16 protein-coding genes are annotated in these 19,954 nt (G+C 65.9%); 9 read left to right on the top strand and 7 right to left on the bottom strand.

Going from position 1 to position 19,954, the window contains the following annotated elements; all coding sequences use genetic code 11:
• Positions 1 to 13 precede the first annotated feature (13 nt).
• Positions 14 to 670: a c-type cytochrome gene (locus G3O06_RS02965; protein WP_205814907.1), complete on the bottom strand. Its 657-nt coding sequence runs from the start codon at positions 668 to 670 to the stop codon at positions 14 to 16.
• Between the two features lie 10 nt (positions 671 to 680).
• Complete coding sequence (locus G3O06_RS02960; protein ID WP_205814906.1) at positions 681 to 2,168, bottom strand: FAD-dependent oxidoreductase; 1,488 nt, start codon at positions 2,166 to 2,168, stop codon at positions 681 to 683.
• Positions 2,169 to 2,356: 188 nt separating this feature from the next.
• Here G3O06_RS02960 and G3O06_RS02955 point away from each other — a divergent pair, with 188 nt between their 5' ends.
• Positions 2,357 to 3,493, top strand: coding sequence for a thioesterase family protein (locus G3O06_RS02955; RefSeq protein ID WP_205814905.1), 1,137 nt, complete (start codon positions 2,357 to 2,359; stop codon positions 3,491 to 3,493).
• A 128-nt stretch (positions 3,494 to 3,621) separates the two neighbouring features.
• Here the strand turns inward: G3O06_RS02955 and G3O06_RS02950 are convergent, their stop codons facing one another.
• The 5 genes from G3O06_RS02950 to G3O06_RS02930 all read right to left on the bottom strand — a co-directional run bounded on the left by G3O06_RS02950 (position 3,622) and on the right by G3O06_RS02930 (position 8,345).
• Entirely contained in the window at positions 3,622 to 4,293 is a 672-nt protein-coding gene (locus G3O06_RS02950; protein WP_174988801.1) for a TetR/AcrR family transcriptional regulator, read from the bottom strand.
• Positions 4,294 to 4,543: 250 nt separating this feature from the next.
• Positions 4,544 to 5,419 (bottom strand): c-type cytochrome, encoded by an 876-nt coding sequence (locus G3O06_RS02945; RefSeq protein ID WP_205814904.1) that lies wholly within the window; start codon positions 5,417 to 5,419, stop codon positions 4,544 to 4,546.
• Positions 5,420 to 6,898 (bottom strand): FAD-dependent oxidoreductase, encoded by a 1,479-nt coding sequence (locus tag G3O06_RS02940; RefSeq protein WP_205814903.1) that lies wholly within the window; start codon positions 6,896 to 6,898, stop codon positions 5,420 to 5,422.
• Between the two features lie 60 nt (positions 6,899 to 6,958).
• Positions 6,959 to 7,636, bottom strand: coding sequence for a TetR/AcrR family transcriptional regulator (locus G3O06_RS02935; protein WP_205814902.1), 678 nt, complete (start codon positions 7,634 to 7,636; stop codon positions 6,959 to 6,961).
• A gap of 10 nt (positions 7,637 to 7,646) precedes the next feature.
• A complete protein-coding gene (locus G3O06_RS02930; RefSeq protein WP_205814901.1) occupies positions 7,647 to 8,345 on the bottom strand; it encodes a hypothetical protein in 699 nt (232 codons plus the stop codon).
• 780 nt (positions 8,346 to 9,125) lie between these two features.
• Between G3O06_RS02930 and G3O06_RS02925 the strand changes: the two genes are divergently transcribed.
• The 8 genes from G3O06_RS02925 (at position 9,126) to G3O06_RS02890 (ending at position 19,915) form a co-directional block, all read left to right on the top strand.
• On the top strand, positions 9,126 to 10,265 hold the full coding sequence (locus G3O06_RS02925; protein WP_205814900.1) for an ATP-binding protein: 1,140 nt from the start codon (positions 9,126 to 9,128) through the stop codon (positions 10,263 to 10,265).
• Between the two features lie 428 nt (positions 10,266 to 10,693).
• Complete coding sequence (locus G3O06_RS02920; protein ID WP_174968577.1) at positions 10,694 to 11,851, top strand: efflux RND transporter periplasmic adaptor subunit; 1,158 nt, start codon at positions 10,694 to 10,696, stop codon at positions 11,849 to 11,851.
• Between the two features lie 20 nt (positions 11,852 to 11,871).
• Positions 11,872 to 15,015: a multidrug efflux RND transporter permease subunit gene (locus G3O06_RS02915; RefSeq protein WP_205814899.1), complete on the top strand. Its 3,144-nt coding sequence runs from the start codon at positions 11,872 to 11,874 to the stop codon at positions 15,013 to 15,015.
• A gap of 4 nt (positions 15,016 to 15,019) precedes the next feature.
• On the top strand, positions 15,020 to 16,462 hold the full coding sequence (locus tag G3O06_RS02910) for an efflux transporter outer membrane subunit (protein WP_205814898.1): 1,443 nt from the start codon (positions 15,020 to 15,022) through the stop codon (positions 16,460 to 16,462).
• Between the two features lie 113 nt (positions 16,463 to 16,575).
• Positions 16,576 to 17,265, top strand: a complete 690-nt coding sequence (locus G3O06_RS02905; RefSeq protein ID WP_174997456.1) for a response regulator — start codon at positions 16,576 to 16,578, stop codon at positions 17,263 to 17,265.
• Positions 17,266 to 17,291: 26 nt separating this feature from the next.
• Positions 17,292 to 17,525 carry a hypothetical protein gene (locus G3O06_RS02900; protein ID WP_205814897.1) on the top strand — a complete coding sequence of 78 codons (234 nt, stop codon included), beginning with the start codon at positions 17,292 to 17,294 and terminating at the stop codon, positions 17,523 to 17,525.
• Between the two features lie 164 nt (positions 17,526 to 17,689).
• Positions 17,690 to 18,202: a DUF3331 domain-containing protein gene (locus tag G3O06_RS02895; protein WP_205814896.1), complete on the top strand. Its 513-nt coding sequence runs from the start codon at positions 17,690 to 17,692 to the stop codon at positions 18,200 to 18,202.
• A gap of 138 nt (positions 18,203 to 18,340) precedes the next feature.
• A complete protein-coding gene (locus G3O06_RS02890) occupies positions 18,341 to 19,915 on the top strand; it encodes a Na+/H+ antiporter (protein WP_205814895.1) in 1,575 nt (524 codons plus the stop codon).
• Positions 19,916 to 19,954: the final 39 nt, after the last annotated feature.

Genomic DNA, 19,954 nt, shown 5'->3' with positions numbered 1-19,954 from the left:
TGCATACGGTTCATCATTCCTTCTCCGGGTTCAAACTCGCCAGGTAATGGGCGACGGCCTCGCGGTCCTTCTGCGACAAGGCAGCGGTGACGCGCTGCATCGTGCCGGTCGCTTCGGTGCGCGTGCCGGCGGCGAACGCGTCCATCTGCTTGAGCAGATAGTCGTGCCCCTGGCCCGCCAGACGCGGGAACTGCGCCTGGCCCGTCAGGCGCGCGCCGTGACACGCGGCACACGCCCCCTTCTCCACCAACTGCTTGCCTTGCGCCGCCAGTTGCGGATCGGCCTCGAAGTAGCGGTTGCGGCGGGCCGGCTGCCGTGCGTAGTAATCGGCCAGCGACTGGATCTCGGTCTCGCTCAGGCTCATCGCCAGCGGCGCCATGTTCGGGTTCACGCGCTTGCCGCTCGCGAAGTCGTGAAGCTGGGCCGCCACGTACGACGCCGGTTGCCCCGCGAGACTCGGATAGCCCTGCTCGAGCGAGGTGCCCTTGACGCCATGACAGCCGAGGCAGGTATCGGTCTGATGCGGCCACGGGCCGCCGTCGGCACGGTAGGCGTCTTCCGACGCGGATACGAACTGTTGAAGGCGATACAGATCCAGCAGGGTCGGCCCGAAGACGGCGAGCGACACGGCGACGAGCCCCGCGACGGCGAGCACAATGCGTTTTTTCATGATGGCTCTCCTATGCGCGGCGCAAGCCGTTCAGTGCCTGCAATGCGCCCTGGTGGCCCGACCGCACGGCACCATCCATGTAGCCCGCCCAGATGTTCGCGGTTTCGGTCCCCGACCAGATCAGGTTGCCGCACGGCAAATGCAGCCCGGCGCCATGCGCGCTCCAGAAGCCCGGCGGAATCGCGGAAACACACGTGATCGTCCACGGGTCGACCCGGCTCCAGTCGTGGTCGTGATACGACACGGGCGACAACGCGTCATCGCCCCACGCCTGCGCATAGATTTCCGCGAGCATGCGTTGCGCGGCCTTGCGGTCCGTCGGCACCAGCGCGTTCCGGATGAATGCATTGATGATCCCGATCTCGCCGCCGGGCGGGGAATTGTCGAAGGCCCAGATGACCGGCCCGCCGGCCTGGAAGATATGGCCGTTCAGCCCCTTCTCGCGCCAGAACGGACGCCGATAGACCATCGCGGTCTTGCGCGCCGGCGAGTGAGCAGGCCACGCGCGCTGCAGCGACGCGCGCTTCTCGGGCAACGGCGGCTCGAACTGCACCTGGTTGCACAGGGCCGGATGAATGGCCATGATGACCTTGCGCGCACGCCAGTCTCCGCGGTCGGTATGCAGCGTGACGATGTCGCGATCCCAGTGGGAGATCCGGCGAACCGGGGTCGACAGGTGCACCTTGTCGCCCAGTTGCCCGGCCATCTTCGTGCTGAGAACCTGCGAGCCGCCGATGAAGCGCGTTTCCTGCGCGCTGTGCCTGATGGAGTCGAGCTGCGCGTAGTCGCAACTCGCCGAATTGATCATCGACAGGAAGTGCAGCAGCCCCATCCGGGCCGGCGGTACGCCGCCGGACAGCGTGCACGAGCCTTCCCAGCCCACCCGGTCCTCGGGCTTGATGTCCTGCGTCACCAGCCAGTCGCCAACCGACTGCTTGTCCAGCTCGCCGACCCGGGGCGACGCCCACGGCGCGCCCGACGGCACGTCGCGCGACATCTTGCTGAGCTTCGCGGCAATGGCTTCGTCGGTGCCGAACGTGCCCTTCAGGTCGACTGTCGCGCGCCCTTCACCACCCAGGATGACCGTCTTGCCTTCGTAGTAAGTCGGGAACGTGCCGACCTCCAGCTCGCGCGCGAGATCCGCGACGGCGGTCTGGCCCGGCCCGATCCATTGCCCGCCGACCTCGGTGACGTATCCGCCTTCCACGTTGTAGTTGAGGGTCCGGCCGCCGACGCGGTCGCGCGCCTCGAGCACCACGAACGATTCGCAACCGGCCTGGCGCAAATCGCGTGCGGCCGTCAGTCCGGCCAGCCCCGCGCCGATGATGACCACATCGAGCACGTCGCCCGGGTTGCCGGACGTGCCGCCTTCGCCGGCGCTCGCCTGCCGTGCGCCGATCGCAAGCGTGCCCACGGCAGCGGCTGACGCGCCCGCGTACTTGAGCCACTGCCGCCGATGCAGATCGGCTGCTTGATTGGGGAAAGACTTCTTTGGCATGGTGTGTTGGCTACTGCAATGAAAGTCGCTCGGGAGCCGTCCATCAGGATGACGAACGATAGGCGGCCCGTTCGGCACGTCGTTCCGAACCGATCGGAGTGCGGCTGCCATCCCTGCCCCGCTCGTGGCGCAAGGCAAGTCGACGAACCATGCAATCCATTTGTAGGAATATGTGACAAACGTAGGTCATGATACATATAACCGGAATAAAAAAAAGACAGGGGATAACCCTGCCTTCGGAGAACCGGCACACGCTTGTACATGACGACGTTCGAAGCCGATCATTCATCGCACGAATACGTGTCGATTCACAAAATAAACTTCAATGCGGCACACGCGCTCGCTATGCTTGGCGCCACGAATTCACGCGAGAAAACGCATCGATCCGCGCGCAATGGCAGCGCCGCACGGCGCGCATGCGCCGGCCCCCATGTGCGGCAGCAATTGGCTTCCCGGCATGGCGCTCGTGCCGCTCAATCCGACTCCCCGCGTCGTCGACGGGGCCTTGCTTCATGGGAACAGGAATGTCAGGCGCCTGCGCGGAAATACCCGTCGATATCTCGTCCCGATTCAACGTCCTCGGCTATCCGAACGGGGGCTACCTCACCAGGCTGGCAGCCGAAACACTTGCCGGCCGAAGCGCGCATCCCGACCTGCTGTCGATCAACGCGAGTTTTCTCGGCCATCCCGTTGCCGGCCCCGCAACGGCCCGCATCGTTGAACTTGGATCGACGAAGAGCCTGTCGCGCGCGACGTTGTCGTTGATTCAGGACGACGAACTCAAGGCGTTCTACGTGGCGACGTTCACCGATTTCTCCCGGACAACCGGCGCCACGGCGTCGCATTGTGCGGGGCCGCAGCTGCCCGCCACGCCTTATCACGCATGCGTGCGCATCGACACGCTGGCGATCCCCGATCCGATGCAGTCGTTCATCTCGCAGTTCAACCTGCGCCTCGCACCCGGGGCATTGCAGAACATCGGTTCGGAACACACCGCGACCATCGAGGGATGGATTTCTCTGGATGACGAAACATCTACGACGTTCGCGTCGCTGACCCTCTTCGCCGATGCGTTCCCGCCGCCGATCTACAACATCATCGATCGCGCCGAGTGGGGATCGGTGCCGACGATCGAATATGCGGTACACGTCAAGGCCAACCCTGGCCCCGGGCCCATCCACGCACGCTTCGTGACGAAGGAGGTCCGCAACGGCCTGCTGGTCATCGACGGTGAACTGCGGGATACGGGCGGGCAACTCGTGGCGGAATCGCGTCAGCTCGCGAAATTCCGTGGGACGCTCGGCAACCCGTCGCGGGCAAGCTGAACGACCGCCCTGCGCGCCGCGATTGCGAAACGAGGCGCCCGCCACGCGGTATCGCACACGGCGGCGACAAAAGAAAAAAGACAGGGGCATGCCCTGTCTTCCTGTGTAACCTGGCCAGGCTGCGGCCGCTATCGGCTCTTGCCGCCGGACGCCTTGCCTTCCACCAGGCTGTACACCGACGCCAGGAACCTCGCATCGAGCCCCTCCGTCTGCCGTCCCATCGTGTACTGGAGTGCCAGCCCGTCGGCCATCGCGACGAGCAGCATCGCCACTTGCTCGCCGTCCGCCGCCTTGAGGCCCGGATTCACGGAACGGACGAGCGCGGTAATGGCTTGTGTCAAGGACGCATACCATTCGTCGATCAGCCGCGCGCATTCGGGATCGATCGACGCGAACGACATGAAGTGGGCCCACAGGGCCGTGCCCTTGACGTCCTTCGCATTCTCGAGCGCCATCCCGAGCAATGCATCGAGCGTTTCACGCGGCGATGCGCCGCTTTCGAGCGCACGCTTCAGCGCGGTCAGGTATGCCTCGATCTCGGGCTCCATGACCGCGCGCAGTACGGCGAGCCGCGTCGGGAAGTAGTACTGGAGGTTGCTGACGCTGATGCCGGCGCGCTGCGCGACCGCACGCTGGGAAAACTCCAGCGCGCCGCCCTCGAGCAGGAGTTTCCGCGCCACGCGCACGATGAGTTTGCGCGTCCGAACGCCCTGGGCCCGAAGGCCTTCGGGCTGCGCGCCGGTGGGTGCAGCACTCGATGTGCGCCGTTTCCTGGTCGGTTGCTCAATAGGCACTGTCATCGCTTCCGTCGTGATCTGGGCGTTCCCGCCTTCCTGATGTGATTGGACCGGCGTTTCGCCGGTCGCGAACGACTATACCCGATGCCGACACCAATTTCCATCCGGGGCGCCGCCGCTCGATGGCCGGCGGCGGTCCCCGCCATTCGTCGCGGCGGCCGGGGCCGCGCCGAGCCCGCGCGTTCCACCGCGGCGCTACCGTCCGCCCGCGTCACCGCAACGAGCCGGCGGGATCGCCGCGCTTCTCCCGGCGTTACCTGACGCCGCCGTCGCGCCCGGAAGACACGTTGGCGAGGTAGTACGCCACGGCACGGATGTCGTCACCGGACAACCTGCCGACCGCGGCATGCATCGCACTAGCCGGAACCGCACGATTCCCGGTCTTGATGGCCGTGATCTGCTTCACCAGATCCGCCTCGTCATGATTCGCGAGGCGCGGCGCACGATCCACCGCCGCAGTCGCGGCCGCTTTGTGCGTCGGTGCGATACTCGCCAGATAATGCGCGACGGCCCGGATGTCGTCGTCCGACAACGCGGCGGCCACACCATTCATCGCGCCCGTCTCGTCGTGCCGCTTGCCCGCGCGAAACGCGACGAGCTGGTCCGCCAGATAGGTCTCGCCCTGCCCCGCGAGGCGAGGCACGCGTTCGTTGCCCGTCAGGCCGGCGCCATGACAGGCGACGCAGCTCCTCGCCTGCACCACCGACATGCCGCGCGCGGCGAGCGCCGCGTCGACGCGGATCTTCTCGTTCTGCACCGGTGCCTGGCGCGAGAAATAATCGGCCAGCAGCTTCATCTGCTTCTCGTCCATCCCGCGCGCCAGCGGCCCCATGTACGGGTCCGGCCGCCGGTCGCTGGCGAACGCGCGCAACTGGGCCTCGATGTAGGCGGCCGGCTGGCCGGACAGCGCCGGATACCCGCCGTTACCGGACTGCCCGCGCGGGCCGTGACAGATGAAACACGTCTCCTGCGGCTGAGGCCACGGGCCGGCATCGGCCTGGCGCGCGTCGACCTCGCCGTCCAGCACTTTCCCGAAGCGGTAATAGCCGTACAGATCGCGCCCAAACAGCACGCCGGCCGCCGACACCGCAGCCACCACGACAACACCGATGATCAATGCTCGCTTCACTCAAGCCTCCGTCGTCCGATGCGCGAGCGCACCCAATACCTGCAGTGCGGCGCGATGCCCCGAACGCACCGCACCATCCATTGCGCCGGCCCAGATGTCGGCGGTTTCCGTTCCCGACCAGATCAGCCGCCCGACCGGCGGGTGCAGGTACTCGCCCCACTTCGTCCAGAAGCCGGGCGGAATCGGATGAATGCAGGTGAGCGACCACGAGTCCACCTTGCCCCAGTCGTAATCGTGGAACTGCGTCGGGCGCAGCGCCTTGTCGCCGAGCGCCTGCGCGTAGATCGCGGAAAGCGTCTGCTCCGCCACCTTCGCGTCGCTCGCGAGCGCGCCCGGTGCGATGAAGCCGTTGATGACGCCGATCGATCCGTCCGGCGGCGAGTTGTCATAGGCCCACAGCAGCGGACCGTTGACCGGGATGACCTGCCCGTTGCACCCGTCGTCCCGCCAGAACGGCCTGTCGTAGACGTGAACCGTCTTGCGCATCGGCGCATAGGCGGGCCATAGGCGTTGCAACTGCGCGCGACCGCCCGGCAGCGGCGGGTCGAACACGACCTGGTTGCACAGCGCCGGATTCAACGCGACGATCACGCGGCGCGCGCGCACGACGCCCTGGTCGGTGTGGAGCTCGACGACCTCGCGATTCCAGCCGGCAATCCTGCGCACCGGGCAGGACAGCTTCACCCGGTCGCCCAGTTCGTTCGCCATCCTGATGCTCAGCACCTGCGAACCGCCGACGAAACGCGACTCCTGTGCGCCACCCTTGATCGACTCGAGCTGGTCGTAATCGCTGTTCGCGCTGTTGATCGTCGCCAGGTAGTGCAGCAAGCCGAGCTGCGACGGCGCGGTGCCGAGCGACAACCGGGCCGCCAGGCTGAACGAGAATTTCTCCTCGTTAGTGAGGCCCTGCTGCGCGAGCCACGCGCCCAGCGACACTTTGTCGAGCGCCGCCGCATTCGGTGCTTTCCACGGTGCCGCCGAAGGCACGTGCTTCGCCATCGCGTTGAGCCGGGCCGCGATCGTGGGGTTGCCGCCCACCGTACCGTGCGTGTCCTGGGCTACCCGGGCGCCGTCCGCGAGGAACACCGTCTTGCCGGCATAGTAGGTATCGAAGGTTTCGACGTTCAGCTCGCGCGCGAGATCGACGATCGCCGTCTGGCCGGGACCGAACCATTGACCGCCAGCTTCCGAGACTCTCCCGCCGCCGAGGTCGTGGTTGTAGGTGCGCCCGCCGACGCGATCGCGCGCCTCGAGCACGACGAACGACTCACATCCGGCACGCTTCAGGTCGCGGGCGGCGGTCAGCCCCGCGAGGCCCGCGCCGATGATCGCGACGTCGAGCACGCCGTCGTTTTTGGTGACTGCGTTGGCCGCTTGCGCGATCGACACTTCGCCGGTCGCGAGCGACGCAGCGCCTACCGCTGCGAGGCGCAATATGTTGCGCCGGGTCTGGGCATCCGGCCTGGGTTTGCGATTCATTTTTGTATTCCTTCCATCCTCGTCAGTTTGTCCTTGCACCGGCTCGCCGCGATCGCGCGGTCATTCCATCGACGCGTCGCATGGGCTGCCCGCGAACACCCGCGTCACCGCCGCGTCGACCCATGCGTCGGTCAGGTGCCACCGTCCGCTCGCGCCGTCGGGCAACACGTCGTCGCCCAGCCCCGTCAGGCCGAGCGTCAGCAACTCGATCGGTAACGGCAGCCGCACGTCCGCAGGCTCGGCGAGCACGCGATCGCAGGCCGCGCTCCCTTCCCGCCGCTCTTTCAAAAACGCATTGAACTGAACACGGAACGGCGGATCGTGCCTCGACAGGAGCGCCGCTTCCATCCACATGACGCAGGCGTCGGGCTGGCGATAGCGCTTCCTGAAGTACGCGTGCATCGCGCGCTCCGTCACTTCGCGGTCGTTGCGCGCTTCGACGATGCGCATCAGTTCATGCTCGACGTGTTCGTAATCGCGCTTCAACAGTTCGAGCAGCACGACGGTCTTGTCGCGGAAATTCGAATAGAACGCGCCACGCGTATAGCCCGCCGCGACAGCGATGCTTTCGATGCTCGTCGCCGCATAACCTCTTTCGGCGAAGATCGTGCGTGCTGCTTGCAGCAGACGCTCCCGTGTCTCGCCATCGCCTTTCTTTCCGCGCGGAGGCATCGTCTTCACCGCATGCACCGACTGATCCACGCCGGGTGTTTCACACGCTTGCAGATCCTCATTCATGTCAGGATTCCTATTCGAATGAGGTAAATTCATGCCACCGGAGCACGCGTGAAGCCCCGGTCCTTTCGACATGACGCTTCCGTTCCAGCGCGCAGTACGCGTAATAGATCGCGACCGCGAAATATGACCACGTCAGCAACGCCAGCACGGGAAAGCCGAATACGGAGCCGTGCGCATTGCCAGGCATCTCGTACAGGTCGTCCACGTACGCGACGACCAGCGACAGCACGAGCGCCAGTGTCGTCGTCACCGCATGCAGCGCTTCGCCCGCACGCAACAACCGCACGACGAAATAAACGAGATAGAGCGCCAGCAACGCCCACATCGCGACATAGAAATACGGCAGGACGATATCGACGAATTCGAGCGTCATCAGCGCCATCGTTCCCACCACGGCCATCCCGAACAACATGACGACCTGCTGGGCCATCGGCCGGTATTCGTGCGTGACGGCCATCATGCCGGCAGCCGCAATCACCGGGATGCCGAACCCTCGCGTGAACAAGTCGAGGAAATGCGCGATGCCGGACGAGCATGACCAGCCCGTCGCCATGAAAACCAGCGCATTGATGGACGAAGCCGTGACGACCCACCAGGCGACGCCGAGCAGCGGGTTGCGCTTCCGGACGAACTTCAGGCCGTAGGTGCCTGTCGCCCATGCCAGCAAGGCGACGGACAACCCGATGTCAGGAGATATGAGATCCATCATGAAACTTCCAGTACCGATTCGGTTCGATGCTTCATTTCCTTCCCGGATCAACGCTCGCCCGACTCGATTGCGTACGTCCATCGGTGTGCTCATGTTTCCCGTTCGCACCGGCAGCGACACCACACGACACCCTTCGTCGATCCTCGCCCTTCCATCGGACACTGACGGATCAAGTCACCTTGGGCATCCATAAGATAGAAAACGTTACCCAATGTAGGTCATGATACATAACAACTATTCAGAAAAAAAAGCAGGGTATTCCCCTGCCTCGAAAGCACCTGGATCACTTGAAATCATCGGGGAGGCACCCGGTCACCCGAAGGGGCAACACGCCTGTCGGCCCGCGCCGCACGGTAACGCCAGCGTCCCGCGCGTTCCAACGCACGCCGAACCATCGTGTCATCGAGTGGCCGATTTCGTACGGTAATATTGCGATTCGATGGAGTGAATAGCAGGATCCCAAGCGGACACCATGATTGAAGAACCCATACCGTCCCGCGCAAGACGAGCTGTTCGGCCGCTGTCCCTGTCGGCCGGGAGCGATCCCGTCGATACGAGCCCGCCCCTTTCCGGTCCCGGGCGACATGGCACCTCCGGCACACCCGGCGCCGGAAACCTCGACACACCGAGGCGCGCCGCTCCCTTCCGCGCCACTTCCGCAACCCTTGACCGGTACACCGTTCACCCACCCCGGTCACGCCTCTCCCCTGACGCCACGGCAATCCAGCCGCACAACTGTCCCGTCGTGAATCGACGCAACGCCACGCTTGGGAGCACGAAATGAAGCTTGGAGGATTGGGCCGCAAGATCGCGGTGTCGATGGCGGAGCTGGCGCTCGGCATCACGCTGGTCGTCGTGCTGACGCTCTATGCGTTCTACTACCTGGTGCTCCGGTACTGGACCGACATCTGCTACCAGGCGAGCTGGTTCCCGTCGAACCCCGAGTGGCTATGGCTGGGCACCACGCTCCTGATCGGCCTCGCAATCGCCATTGTCGTGTCTACCCGGCTCGCGCATCAGATCCTCGTGCCGCTCAACTCGGTCGCGGACAGCATTCGCCGCGTCGCCAAGGGAGACCTGACCGCGCGCGCCGTCGCCGGCGATCGATCGATTCGCGAGGCCGCGCTGATCGCGGACGACTTCAATGCGCTCGCGGCCCAGCTGCAGCGCATGACGGACGAGCAGGCATTCTGGAATGCCGCGATCGCGCACGAACTGCGTACGCCGGTCACGGTCCTGCGCGGGCGGTTGCAGGGGCTGGCGGAGGGTGTCTTCCAGCCGGGGGAGGCACTGTTCCGAAGCCTGCTGATCCAGGCGGAAGGACTGACGCGCCTGATCGAGGATCTTCGCGTGATCAGCCTCGCCGAAAGCGGGCATCTGAGCGTCAGCATCCAGGAGACCGATCTGGCGACGCACGTCAAGGCGGTCGTCGAGATGTTCGAGGATTCGCTGGCCGCGGCCGGTCAACACATAGTGCTCGATCTCGATACGCGGCCCGTACACTGCGACCCGTTCCGGATGCGCCAGGCGCTGCTCGCGCTGCTGGAGAATGCGCGGCGTTATGCGGTGCCCGGCGCGATCCGCATTCACACGCGGGTCGAAAGCGGTGCGTGCCAGCTGGTGGTCGAAGACGAGGGTCCGGGCATCCCCGCCGATTGCGCAGCCCGGATCTTCGATGCATTCCGGCGCGTGGACGATACGCATTCCAACCAGAAAGGCGGCAGCGGGCTGGGGCTGGCCGTGGTCGCCGCCATTGCGCAGGCTCATGCCGGAGCAGCATCGTGCCGCCCGACCGCGCGCGGCGGCACGGCGTTCGAGTTGCGCTGGCCCGACAGCCCCGTATCGGCGCGCGCGGCGGCGCCGGATCGGAAGGACGCGGCGCTCGCCCCGCAACGCACCCTCGATCCCGACCCACGGTAGGCCTCGCGGCAAGCGCTCGACGCGCCCCGCGCGCCGGCCTGCCGCCCCGCGGCGCGGCGCACACGCCCTCCACCGCTGAACAGGGTGCGCGCGTGGCCTGCACGATGCGCATGCCGCCCCCACCGAAGCGAACCTCGCAATAGCATCCCCCCGGGCACCGGCCCGGGTATGCAGATGGCACGCACGGCCACCGGCAATTCATTAGACGATTGCGGCATTCCCGTGCCGGCCGGCCCGCTTCCGGATACCGCCCACTCGTCCCGAAGGCCGCCATCCTGGGGCTCGACCTGCCCTCGCATCCCCCTCTCGCGATTCTTTCGCCTCCTCCATCAAACCTCCATCTTTCCGCACAAAAAACTCCATCGGGCGCATCCACACTGCGAACCGAAAATGCGGGCCATTGGGTGCCTGCGTCCCAAGGAGTCCACATGAAGAATCAGAAACGAGCCTGCTACGGCGCCGTGTGCGCGCTGGTGGCGGCGATGCTGGCGGGCTGCGGGCCCTCCGAGCAGCAGGCCGCCGCGCCGGCCACCCCGGTTGCGGCGATGACGCTGGCAGCCTCGCGCCTCGACCTGACCGAAGACCTGCCGGGCCGCGTCGCGGCCGTCCGGATCGCCGAGATCCGGCCGCAGGTCAGCGGCATCGTGCAGCGACGGCTGTTCGAGCAGGGCACGGAAGTGCGTGCCGGCCAGCCGCTGTTCCAGATCAACCCGGCGCCGTTCAAGGCCGACATGGACACGGCCGCGGCGGCCCTGCAACGCGCGGAAGCCGCGCTCGCACGGGCCAAGGTGCAGACCACCCGGCTCAAGCCGCTGGTCGAGGCCGACGCGATCAGCCGTCAGGTCTACGACGACTCGGTGTCGCAACGCGACCAGGCTGCCGCCGACGTCGCACAAGCCCGCGCGACGCTCGCGCGACGTCAGCTCGACCTGAAGTTCGCGACCGTCGAGGCGCCGATCACGGGCCGCATCGACCAGGCCCTCGTGACCGAGGGTGCGCTGGTCGCGAGCAGCGACAGCCAGCCGATGGCGCGTATCCAGCAGATCGACCAGGTCTACGTGGACGTGCGCCAGCCGGCCGCGTCGCTCGAATCGCTGCGCGGCGCGCTCGCGGCCCAGCCGGACGGCGCGGGCAACGGGCTGCCGGTCGATGTGCTGCGCGACGACGACAAACGCTACGACGTGAAGGGCCGCATGCTGTTCTCGGGCGTCAACGTCGACCCGGGCACCGGCGACGTGCTGCTGCGCGTGCTGGTCGACAACCCGAAGCGCGAGCTGCTGCCGGGCATGTACGTGCGTGCCCGCATCCCGCGTGGGCACTACGACAACGCGCTGACCGTGCCGCAACAGGCGATCGTCCGCGCGGGCGGCAAGCCGCAGGTCTGGGTGCTCGACGCGAAAAGCCAGGCGCACCTGAAGGCCGTCGAAGTGGGCGAGCTGACGAACCGCAGCTACCGCATCAAGTCGGGTCTGCAGGCGGGCCAGAAGGTCGTCGTCGAAGGCATGGAGCGCCTGAGCGACGGCGCGACCGTGACGGCGACCGCATGGAAAGCGCCTGAAGCGGTCAAGACCGCTTCCTCGCACTGAGTCACAGGGAGCATCCAGTCATGTCCCAATTCTTCATCCGGCGCCCGATCTTCGCGTGGGTGATCGCCCTCTTCATCATCCTGCTGGGCCTGATCGCCATCCCCGAACTGCCGGTCGCGCGCTATCCGTCGGTCGCGCCGCCGACCGTCACCATTACCGCCACCTACCCGGGCGCCACGCCGCAGACGATGAACGACAGCGTGCTGAGCCTCATCGAGCGCGAGCTGTCCGGCGTCCGGAACCTGCTGTACTTCGAATCGGCGTCGGATACCTCCGGCCAGGCGAAGATCACCGCGACCTTCAAGCCCGGCACCGATTCGGCAATGGCACAGGTCGAGGTGCAGAACAAGCTCAAGTCGGTCGAGCCGCGCCTGCCGCCCGTCGTGCGGCAAAACGGCGTGATCGTGGAGTCGGCCGCCACGGGCTTCCTGTTGTTCGTCGGCCTGAAGTCGGACAGCGGCCGCTATGACGAAAACGCGCTGGCCGACTACATGGCGCGCAACGTCGTCGAGGACCTGCGACGCGTCGAAGGCGTCGGCAAGGTGCAACTGTTCGGCTCCGAACAGGCGATGCGCATCTGGGTCGATCCGCAGAAGCTGATCACCTACGGCCTGTCGATGAACGACCTGACGACGGCCGTCAGCCAGCAGAACGTGCAGATCGCCCCGGGCAGCCTCGGTGCGGCGCCCGCGCTGCCGGGCCAGCGCGTCACGGTGCCGCTCACCGCGCAAGGCCAGCTCACGACGCCGGAGCAGTTCGCGAAGATCGTGCTGCGCGCGAACGCGAACGGCTCGAAGGTCGTGCTCGGCGACGTCGCACGGGTCGAACTCGGCCCGCAGACGTTCACCTTCGTCAACAGCGAGAACGGCAAACCCGCCACCTTCGCCGGTGTGCAGCTGGCGCCGGGCGCCAACGCGGTGAAGACCGCCGAGGCCGTGCGCGAGCAGCTCGACATGATCGCCAAGACGATGCCGGCCGGCATGACCTACTCGATCCCGTTCGATACCGCGCCGTTCGTGAAGATCTCGATCGAGAAGGTGATCCACACGCTGATCGAAGCGATGGTGCTCGTGTTCCTGGTGATGTACCTGTTCCTGCAGAACGTGCGCTACACGCTGATCCCGGCGATCGTCGCGCCGGTGGCGATGCTCGGCACCTTCACGGTCATGCTGATGACAGGCTTCTCGATCAACGTGCTGACGATGTTCGGCATGGTGCTCGCGATCGGCATCATCGTCGACGACGCGATCGTCGTCGTGGAGAACGTCGAGCGCCTGATGGTGGAAGAAGGCCTGTCGCCGAAGGACGCGACGATCAAGGCCATGAAGGAAATCACCGGCGCAATCATCGGCATCACGCTGGTGCTGACGGCCGTGTTCCTGCCGATGGCGATGTCGAGCGGTTCGGTCGGCGTGATCTATCAGCAGTTCACGATGTCGATGGCCGTGTCGATCATGTTCTCGGCCCTGCTCGCGCTGACGCTGACGCCGGCCCTGTGCGCGACGATGCTCAAGCCGGTCGAGCATGGCCACCACGAGAAGCGCGGCTTCTTCGGCTGGTTCAACCGCCGCTTCGACCGCATGACGAACTGGTACGAAACGCGCGTCGGCAAGCTGGTCGGCCGCACGGGCCGCGTGATGCTGCTGTTCGTCGCGATTTCCACCGCGCTGGTGTTCGGCTTCCGCATGCTGCCGTCGTCGTTCCTGCCCGAGGAAGACCAGGGCTACTTCATGACCGGCTTCCTGCTCCCGGCGGATTCGACCGTCGAGCGAACCGGCGACGTGGTCAAGACCCTCGAGAAGCATCTCGCATCGCGTCCGGGCATCGAGTCGAGCATCTCCATCATCGGCTACGGCTTCTCCGGCCTCGGCTCCAACGCGGCACTGAACTACGCGGTGCTCAAGGACTGGGACAAGCGCGAAGGGGCAACCGCGATGGACGAAGCGATGCGCGCACAGGCCGCGATGGGCGGCGTGACGGAAGGCACGGTCATGAGCCTGTTGCCGCCCGCGATCGACGGGCTGGGTACCAGCTCGGGCTTCACGATGCGCCTGCAGGATCGCGCGAACCAGGGCTACGCGGCGCTCAAGGCGGCTGAAGCCAAGCTGCTCGAACTGGCCGCGCAAAGCAAGGTGGTGACCGGCGTCTATCCGGACAGCCTGCCGGCCGGCACGAGCGTGAAGCTGGACATCGACCGCGAGAAGGCCGAAGCGCTCGGCGTGTCGTTCACGACCATCAGCGACACGCTGTCGGCCGCGATGGGTTCGACCTACGTGAACGACTTCCCGAACGCGGGCCGCATGCAGCAGGTGATCATCCAGGCCGATGCCCCGGCACGCATGCAGATCGAGAACGTGATGAAGCTCTACGTGCGCAACGCGACCGGCGGCATGGTGCCGCTGTCCGAAGTGGTGCGCCCGGTCTGGTCGGAAACCCCGCTGCAGTTGGTGCGCTTCCAGGGTTATCCGTCCGCGCGGATCTCCGGCGGCTCGGCTCCCGGGTACTCCAGCGGCGCGGCGATGGCCGAAATGGAGCATCTGGCCGCGCAGCTGCCGCCGGGCTTCACGGTGGCGTGGACCGGCCAGTCGCTGCAGGAGCGCGAGTCGGCTTCGCAGGCGCCGATGCTGATGGCGCTATCGATGGTCGTCGTGTTCCTGGTGCTCGCGGCGCTCTACGAGAGCTGGGCGGTTCCGTTGTCGGTGATGCTGGTGGTGCCGCTCGGCCTGATCGGCGCACTCGGCGCGGTAATGCTCCGCGGGATGCCGAACGACGTGTTCTTCAAGGTCGGGATGATCACCGTGATCGGCCTGTCTGCGAAGAACGCAATCCTGATCGTCGAGGTCGCGAAGCAGTTGCGCGAGGAAGGCATGGGGCTGATCGAGTCGGCCGTGCAGGCGTCCAAGCTGCGTCTGCGCCCGATCCTGATGACCTCGCTCGCATTCGGCCTCGGCGTCGTACCGCTGATGATCGCGACCGGCGCGAGCGCCGAAACGCAGCACGCGATCGGCACCGGCGTGTTCGGCGGCATGGTGACCGCCACCGTGCTGGCCATTTTCTTCGTTCCGGTTTTCTACGTGTTCGTGATGAGCATCCAGGAACGCATCTCGGCATGGCGCGCATCCGGCAAGAAGCCCGCCACCGTGACCCACGAACATGAAGGTTGATGCCATGCGATCACTCATTCTTTCCGCCGCGGTTTCCGCCGCGCTCGCGCTGTCGGCGTGCTCGATGGCGCCGAAGCTGGTCAGGCCCGAGATGCCGGTGCCGACCGCCTATACGACCGCTGCCGCGGCCGACCAGCACGCGAACGCGGCCGATCTCGGCTGGCGCACGATGTTCGGCGACCGTCGCCTGCAGCGCCTGATCGAGCTCGCGCTCGAGAACAACCGCGACCTGCGCCTGGCCGCGCTGAACGTCCAGGCTGCCGAAGCGCAGTACGGCATCCAGCGTTCCGCGCGCCTGCCGTCGATCGGTGCCGGCGCGAGCTTCACCCGCCAGCGCACGCCCGCCGACTCGCAATCGAACCCGCCGTTGCTCGAAAACACGCAGAACCAGTACGGCGTGAACATCGGCCTCAGCGCGTTCGAGATCGACCTGTTCGGCCGCGTGAAATCGCTGTCCGATGCGGCGTTCGCGCGCTACCTCGCGACCGATCACGGCCGTCGTGCGGTGCAGATCGCGCTCGTCGGCTCCGTGGCCAACGCGTATTTCGCCGAGCGCCTCGCGCAGGAACAGCGCGCGCTGTCGGAGCGCACGCTGAACGACTGGCGCCAGTCGCTCGACCTCGCGCGCCGGCTCAAGCTCGCGGACCAGGCCAGCGGCGTCGACATCGCGCAGGCCGAAGGCCAGGTCGCGAGCGCCAGCGCCGATCTCGAGGCGCGTTCGCGCGCCGTCGAGCAGGCGGGCAACGCACTGCGGCTGCTGGTCGGCACCGACCTGCCGAAGAACCTGCCCGACCCGCTGTCGCTGGAGCGCCAGCCGGTGATGACGCAACTGCCGGCCGGGCTGCCGTCGGAATTGCTGTACCGCCGGCCGGACATCCAGCAGGCCGAGCAGAACCTCGTCGCCGCCAACGCCGACATCGGCACGGCGCGCGCCGCGTTCTTCCCGCGGCTGTCGCTGACCTCGTCGATCGGCTTCCTCAGCCCGGGGCTGGGCAGCCTGTTCGACGGCGGCCAGCGCGTGTGGAGCTTCGCGCCGCAGGTCACGCTGCCGATCTTCCAGGGCGGCCGGCTGCGCTCCGAGCTGAATCTCGCGGAAGTGCGCAAGTCCAGCGCGGTCGTCGAGTACGAACGCTCGATCCAGACCGCGTTCCGCGAAGTGGCCGACGGCCTCGCCGGGCGCGAGACCTTCAGCCGCCAGATCGATGCGCAAGCGAAGGTCGTCAAGAGCGCCGAGCGCCGTACCGATCTCGTGAACCTGCGCTATCGCGCCGGCATCGAGGATCGGCTGGAACTGCTCGACTCGCAGCGGCAGCTGTATGCCGCGCGCCAGGCATTGCTGGATCTGCGCAACGCCGAACTGGGCAACGCGGTCGCGCTCTACAAGGCGCTCGGTGGCGGGCTGATCGACACCGACGTGCCTCCCGCCAACAACGTGGCGAACAACTGAGCCATGAGCCGTCGCCGATCCGTTCGCGACGACTGAAAGCACGGTGAAGTCCGGCGGCGCACGTGCCGCGCCGCCGGCCCGCCTACCGGTCACGCTCACTTCCAGTGAACCCGATGAACCCTCTGATACTCATTGCCGAAGACGATCCGGAGATCGCCGAAATACTCGACGCCTACCTCGCCCACGACGGTTTTCGTACCTACCGCGTCGGTCACGGCCAGGCCGTGCTCGACGTGCAGCCCGTACTGAAGCCCGACCTGATCCTGCTCGACGTCAGGATGCCGAAGAAGGACGGCTGGGAAGTCCTGGTCGAACTGCGCCGCCGCGGCGACACGCCGATCGTCATCATCACGGCGCTCGATCGCGAGATCGACCGCCTGCAGGGGCTGCGTTTCGGTGCGGACGACTACATCACGAAGCCGTTCAATCCGGCCGAGGTGGTCGCGCGCATCCGTGCAATCCTGCGTCGGTTCGAAACCGCCGCGTCGGGACGCTTCATCAAGGTCGGCAACCTTGAAATCGATACGCAAAGCTACCTGACCACGGTTCGCACGGACACCGGAGAAACCAGCGTCTCGCTGACGCTGACCGAATTCCGGCTGCTCGCGCACCTGGCCGGCTCGCCGAACCGCGTGTTCACGCGCAGCGAACTGATCGACGCCTGCCTCGCCGACATCGATGCGCTGGAGCGTACCGTCGACAGCCATATCAGCCGGCTGCGCAAGAAGCTCGAATGCGCGGGCGCGTCCGGGATGCCGGAGGTGATGCGCGGCGTCGGCTACCGGCTGCGCAGCACCCAGTGAACGCGCGCCATGGATCGCGGCGGCGCGTGGCACGGATCATCGGCTTGCTGATGGTCGCCGCTGTCGTGCTGACGATCGCGACCGGATGGTTTCTCGTCTACGGCCTGATCCTCGCCGTTTCGTCTGCTGCGACCGACAACCCGATCGCGGGCGTGATCCGCGAGACGCCGAGCTATCTGATACTCGCCGCCGTGTTGCTGGCCGCGCTGGTCGCGACGGTCATCGACCTCGCCAGACTGGCGCGCAGAACCGGCTTGTAGGAACCGGCCTGCGCTCATTGCACGCCTGCGGCCACGCTGCGATTCCTCTGTTTTTGAATCGGGTTGTTTCTTTAATCAAGATGAAAATTGGATTCTTGATTTAATTATTGGAAAACTTCTTTTCCAGAGATCTGATCAACTGCATGCGCGCAGCGAGGTGCGAAATGAGAAATCAGGGAAATGTCTCTTCGTCAATCGATGGCGATTCTCGCGAACTGGAAAGAAGCGATGATTCACGGATTGGTTGCGGAAAGCTGATTCCGATCGACGAAATCGAACCGGAGGAACGCTGGCGCCGCATGATGCGCTCACTCGACGCATGCAGCGACGGCGCGCGAATCAACCGGCAGCGCAAGGATTGCGCGGTTGATTCACGTAGAAAAACGACTTCTGGCGATCGATCGAGGTGCTGCGCAACGATCGATATTCTTGATCAACCGACGTCCAGCACGGTGGTGCTTTCATGGCGGGATTCAACGGGCGGACATTATGGCTATCAAACCTGGCATAAAGGATATGCCAGACGGACAGGGTTATGTGCGGCGAGTGGAATGCCTATCGAACCGGGCGACGAGATTTATCGGCCAAGCGTGCGGAATGGCCGCCCGACGAACTGGGCCGCGATGATACTCGCGCTTCACATCTCCAGCATCGACTTTGCCCGGATCACGAAATAGAAGGGGCTCGCTTCAAACTCCCGGCCGGACACTGAAGCCGTCCGGCTCCTGGAAACCATGCCCCGCATTGCGCCTTCCGTCCGGCTGAAGCGCGCATGGGCAACTCACCACCGAAGCTCTGACAACAAAACCGTCACCATGGCTATTTTCGAATTGATGATCGCGCTGCTGCTGGCGATCCTTGTCTTGCACTATGTCGGGCATAAGCTCGGGCTCCCCCCCGCCGTCGCACTGATCATCGGTGGCGGGTTCATCGCCTTTCTGCCCGGCCTGCCCGAGGTGCATATCGATCCGGAACTGGTGCTGGTGATCTTTCTGCCCCCGTTGCTGATGGACAGCGCCCTGGGAATTTCACTCGACCATCTGCGCCGGCACATGCTGGGCGTCGGGGCATTGGCGATTGGTGCGGTGCTCTTCACCACGGTCGTGGTGGCCCTCGTCACCCACTGGCTGGTGCCCTCCCTGCCCTGGGCGGCTTGCGCGGCCCTGGGCGCACTGGTCGCGCCGCCGGATGCGGTTTCGGCCCGCGCCGCGCTGCAGCAGGTCAAACTGCCGCGCCGCCTCCTGATCCTCCTGGAGGGAGAGAGCCTGTTCAACGATGCGACGGGCCTCGTGCTGTTTCGCTTTGCGGTGGCGGCGGGCGTGACGGGCCTGTTCAGTCCGGCCGAAGCCCTTGGCAGCTTCGCACTGCTCGCGCTGGGTGGCGTACTGATCGGCGCCGTCGTGGGTGGCGCCTGGGTGCTCCTGATGCGCCATCTCGACGAAGACAGCCTGGTCATCGCCGCCAGTCCGCTTTGTGCGTGGGGCTCCTATCTTCTGGCCGAGCGCTTCCACGTCTCGGGGGTGATCGCCACCGTGACCACGGGGCTCATCTGTGCCTGGTTCCAGCATCGCGTGCTCAACGCGTCGGCGCGCCTGTACGGCACGGGCTTCTGGACTGTCACGATCTTCATTCTCGAGGCCTTCGTGTTCCTGATCATCGGATCCTCGCTGCATGAGTTGATCCAGCGGGGCGACGGGCTCGACACGATGCTGGCGGAGATGGGTGTGCCGGTGCTGATCGTCGTTCTTTCCGTGATCCTCGCGCGGTTTGCCTGGGTGTGTGTGTCGGACGGCGCGCTCATCCTGCTGCGGAAGTTGGGCGTGACCCGCTTCCATCCGCTCGGGCTTGCCGATGCGACGGTATTGAGCTGGGCCGGCATGCGGGGGGTGATCACCCTGGCGCTCGCCGCCAGCTTGCCGGACAGTTTTCCGGGGCGCGATTTCATCCTCGTCACCGCCATTGCCGTCATCCTCGCCACCGTGCTGGTGCAGGGGCAGACGCTCAGCGCCGTGATCCGCTGGACGGGGCTCGCGGCGCCGGAAAGCGACAAGCCTCGCCTGAGCATGAGCGAGGCGGAGGCCGTGATTGCCAAGGTGCAGTATGAGTTGATGGCGAAACGGGCATACAACGCGGCAGGCGAACTCGTTCACCCGATGCTGCTGGACATTCACAAGCACAAGGCCGAGGACATGGCCCGCTACGCGCGGCACGCCGACGAATACAAGTCCCAACTCGATGCGCGTTCGGATACCGTGCTGGAACTGATCGCGGCGGGACGTGCCGAGCTCATGCGCCTCTACCGCGCCGGCGACATCGACGAGCACACGCTGCACGAACTGACGCGCGACCTCGATCTCGAGGAACTCCGCGCCATTTCCGCGAAGGCGTGACGAGATCGCGATCGATGGAAACGCACCGCATTCAAGCAC

This window comes from Burkholderia sp. Ac-20345 (assembly GCF_017104825.1).
In the GTDB taxonomy this organism is placed as follows: Bacteria; Pseudomonadota; Gammaproteobacteria; order Burkholderiales; family Burkholderiaceae; genus Burkholderia; species Burkholderia lata_B.
This window is presented reverse-complemented; position numbering and strand designations above follow the sequence as displayed.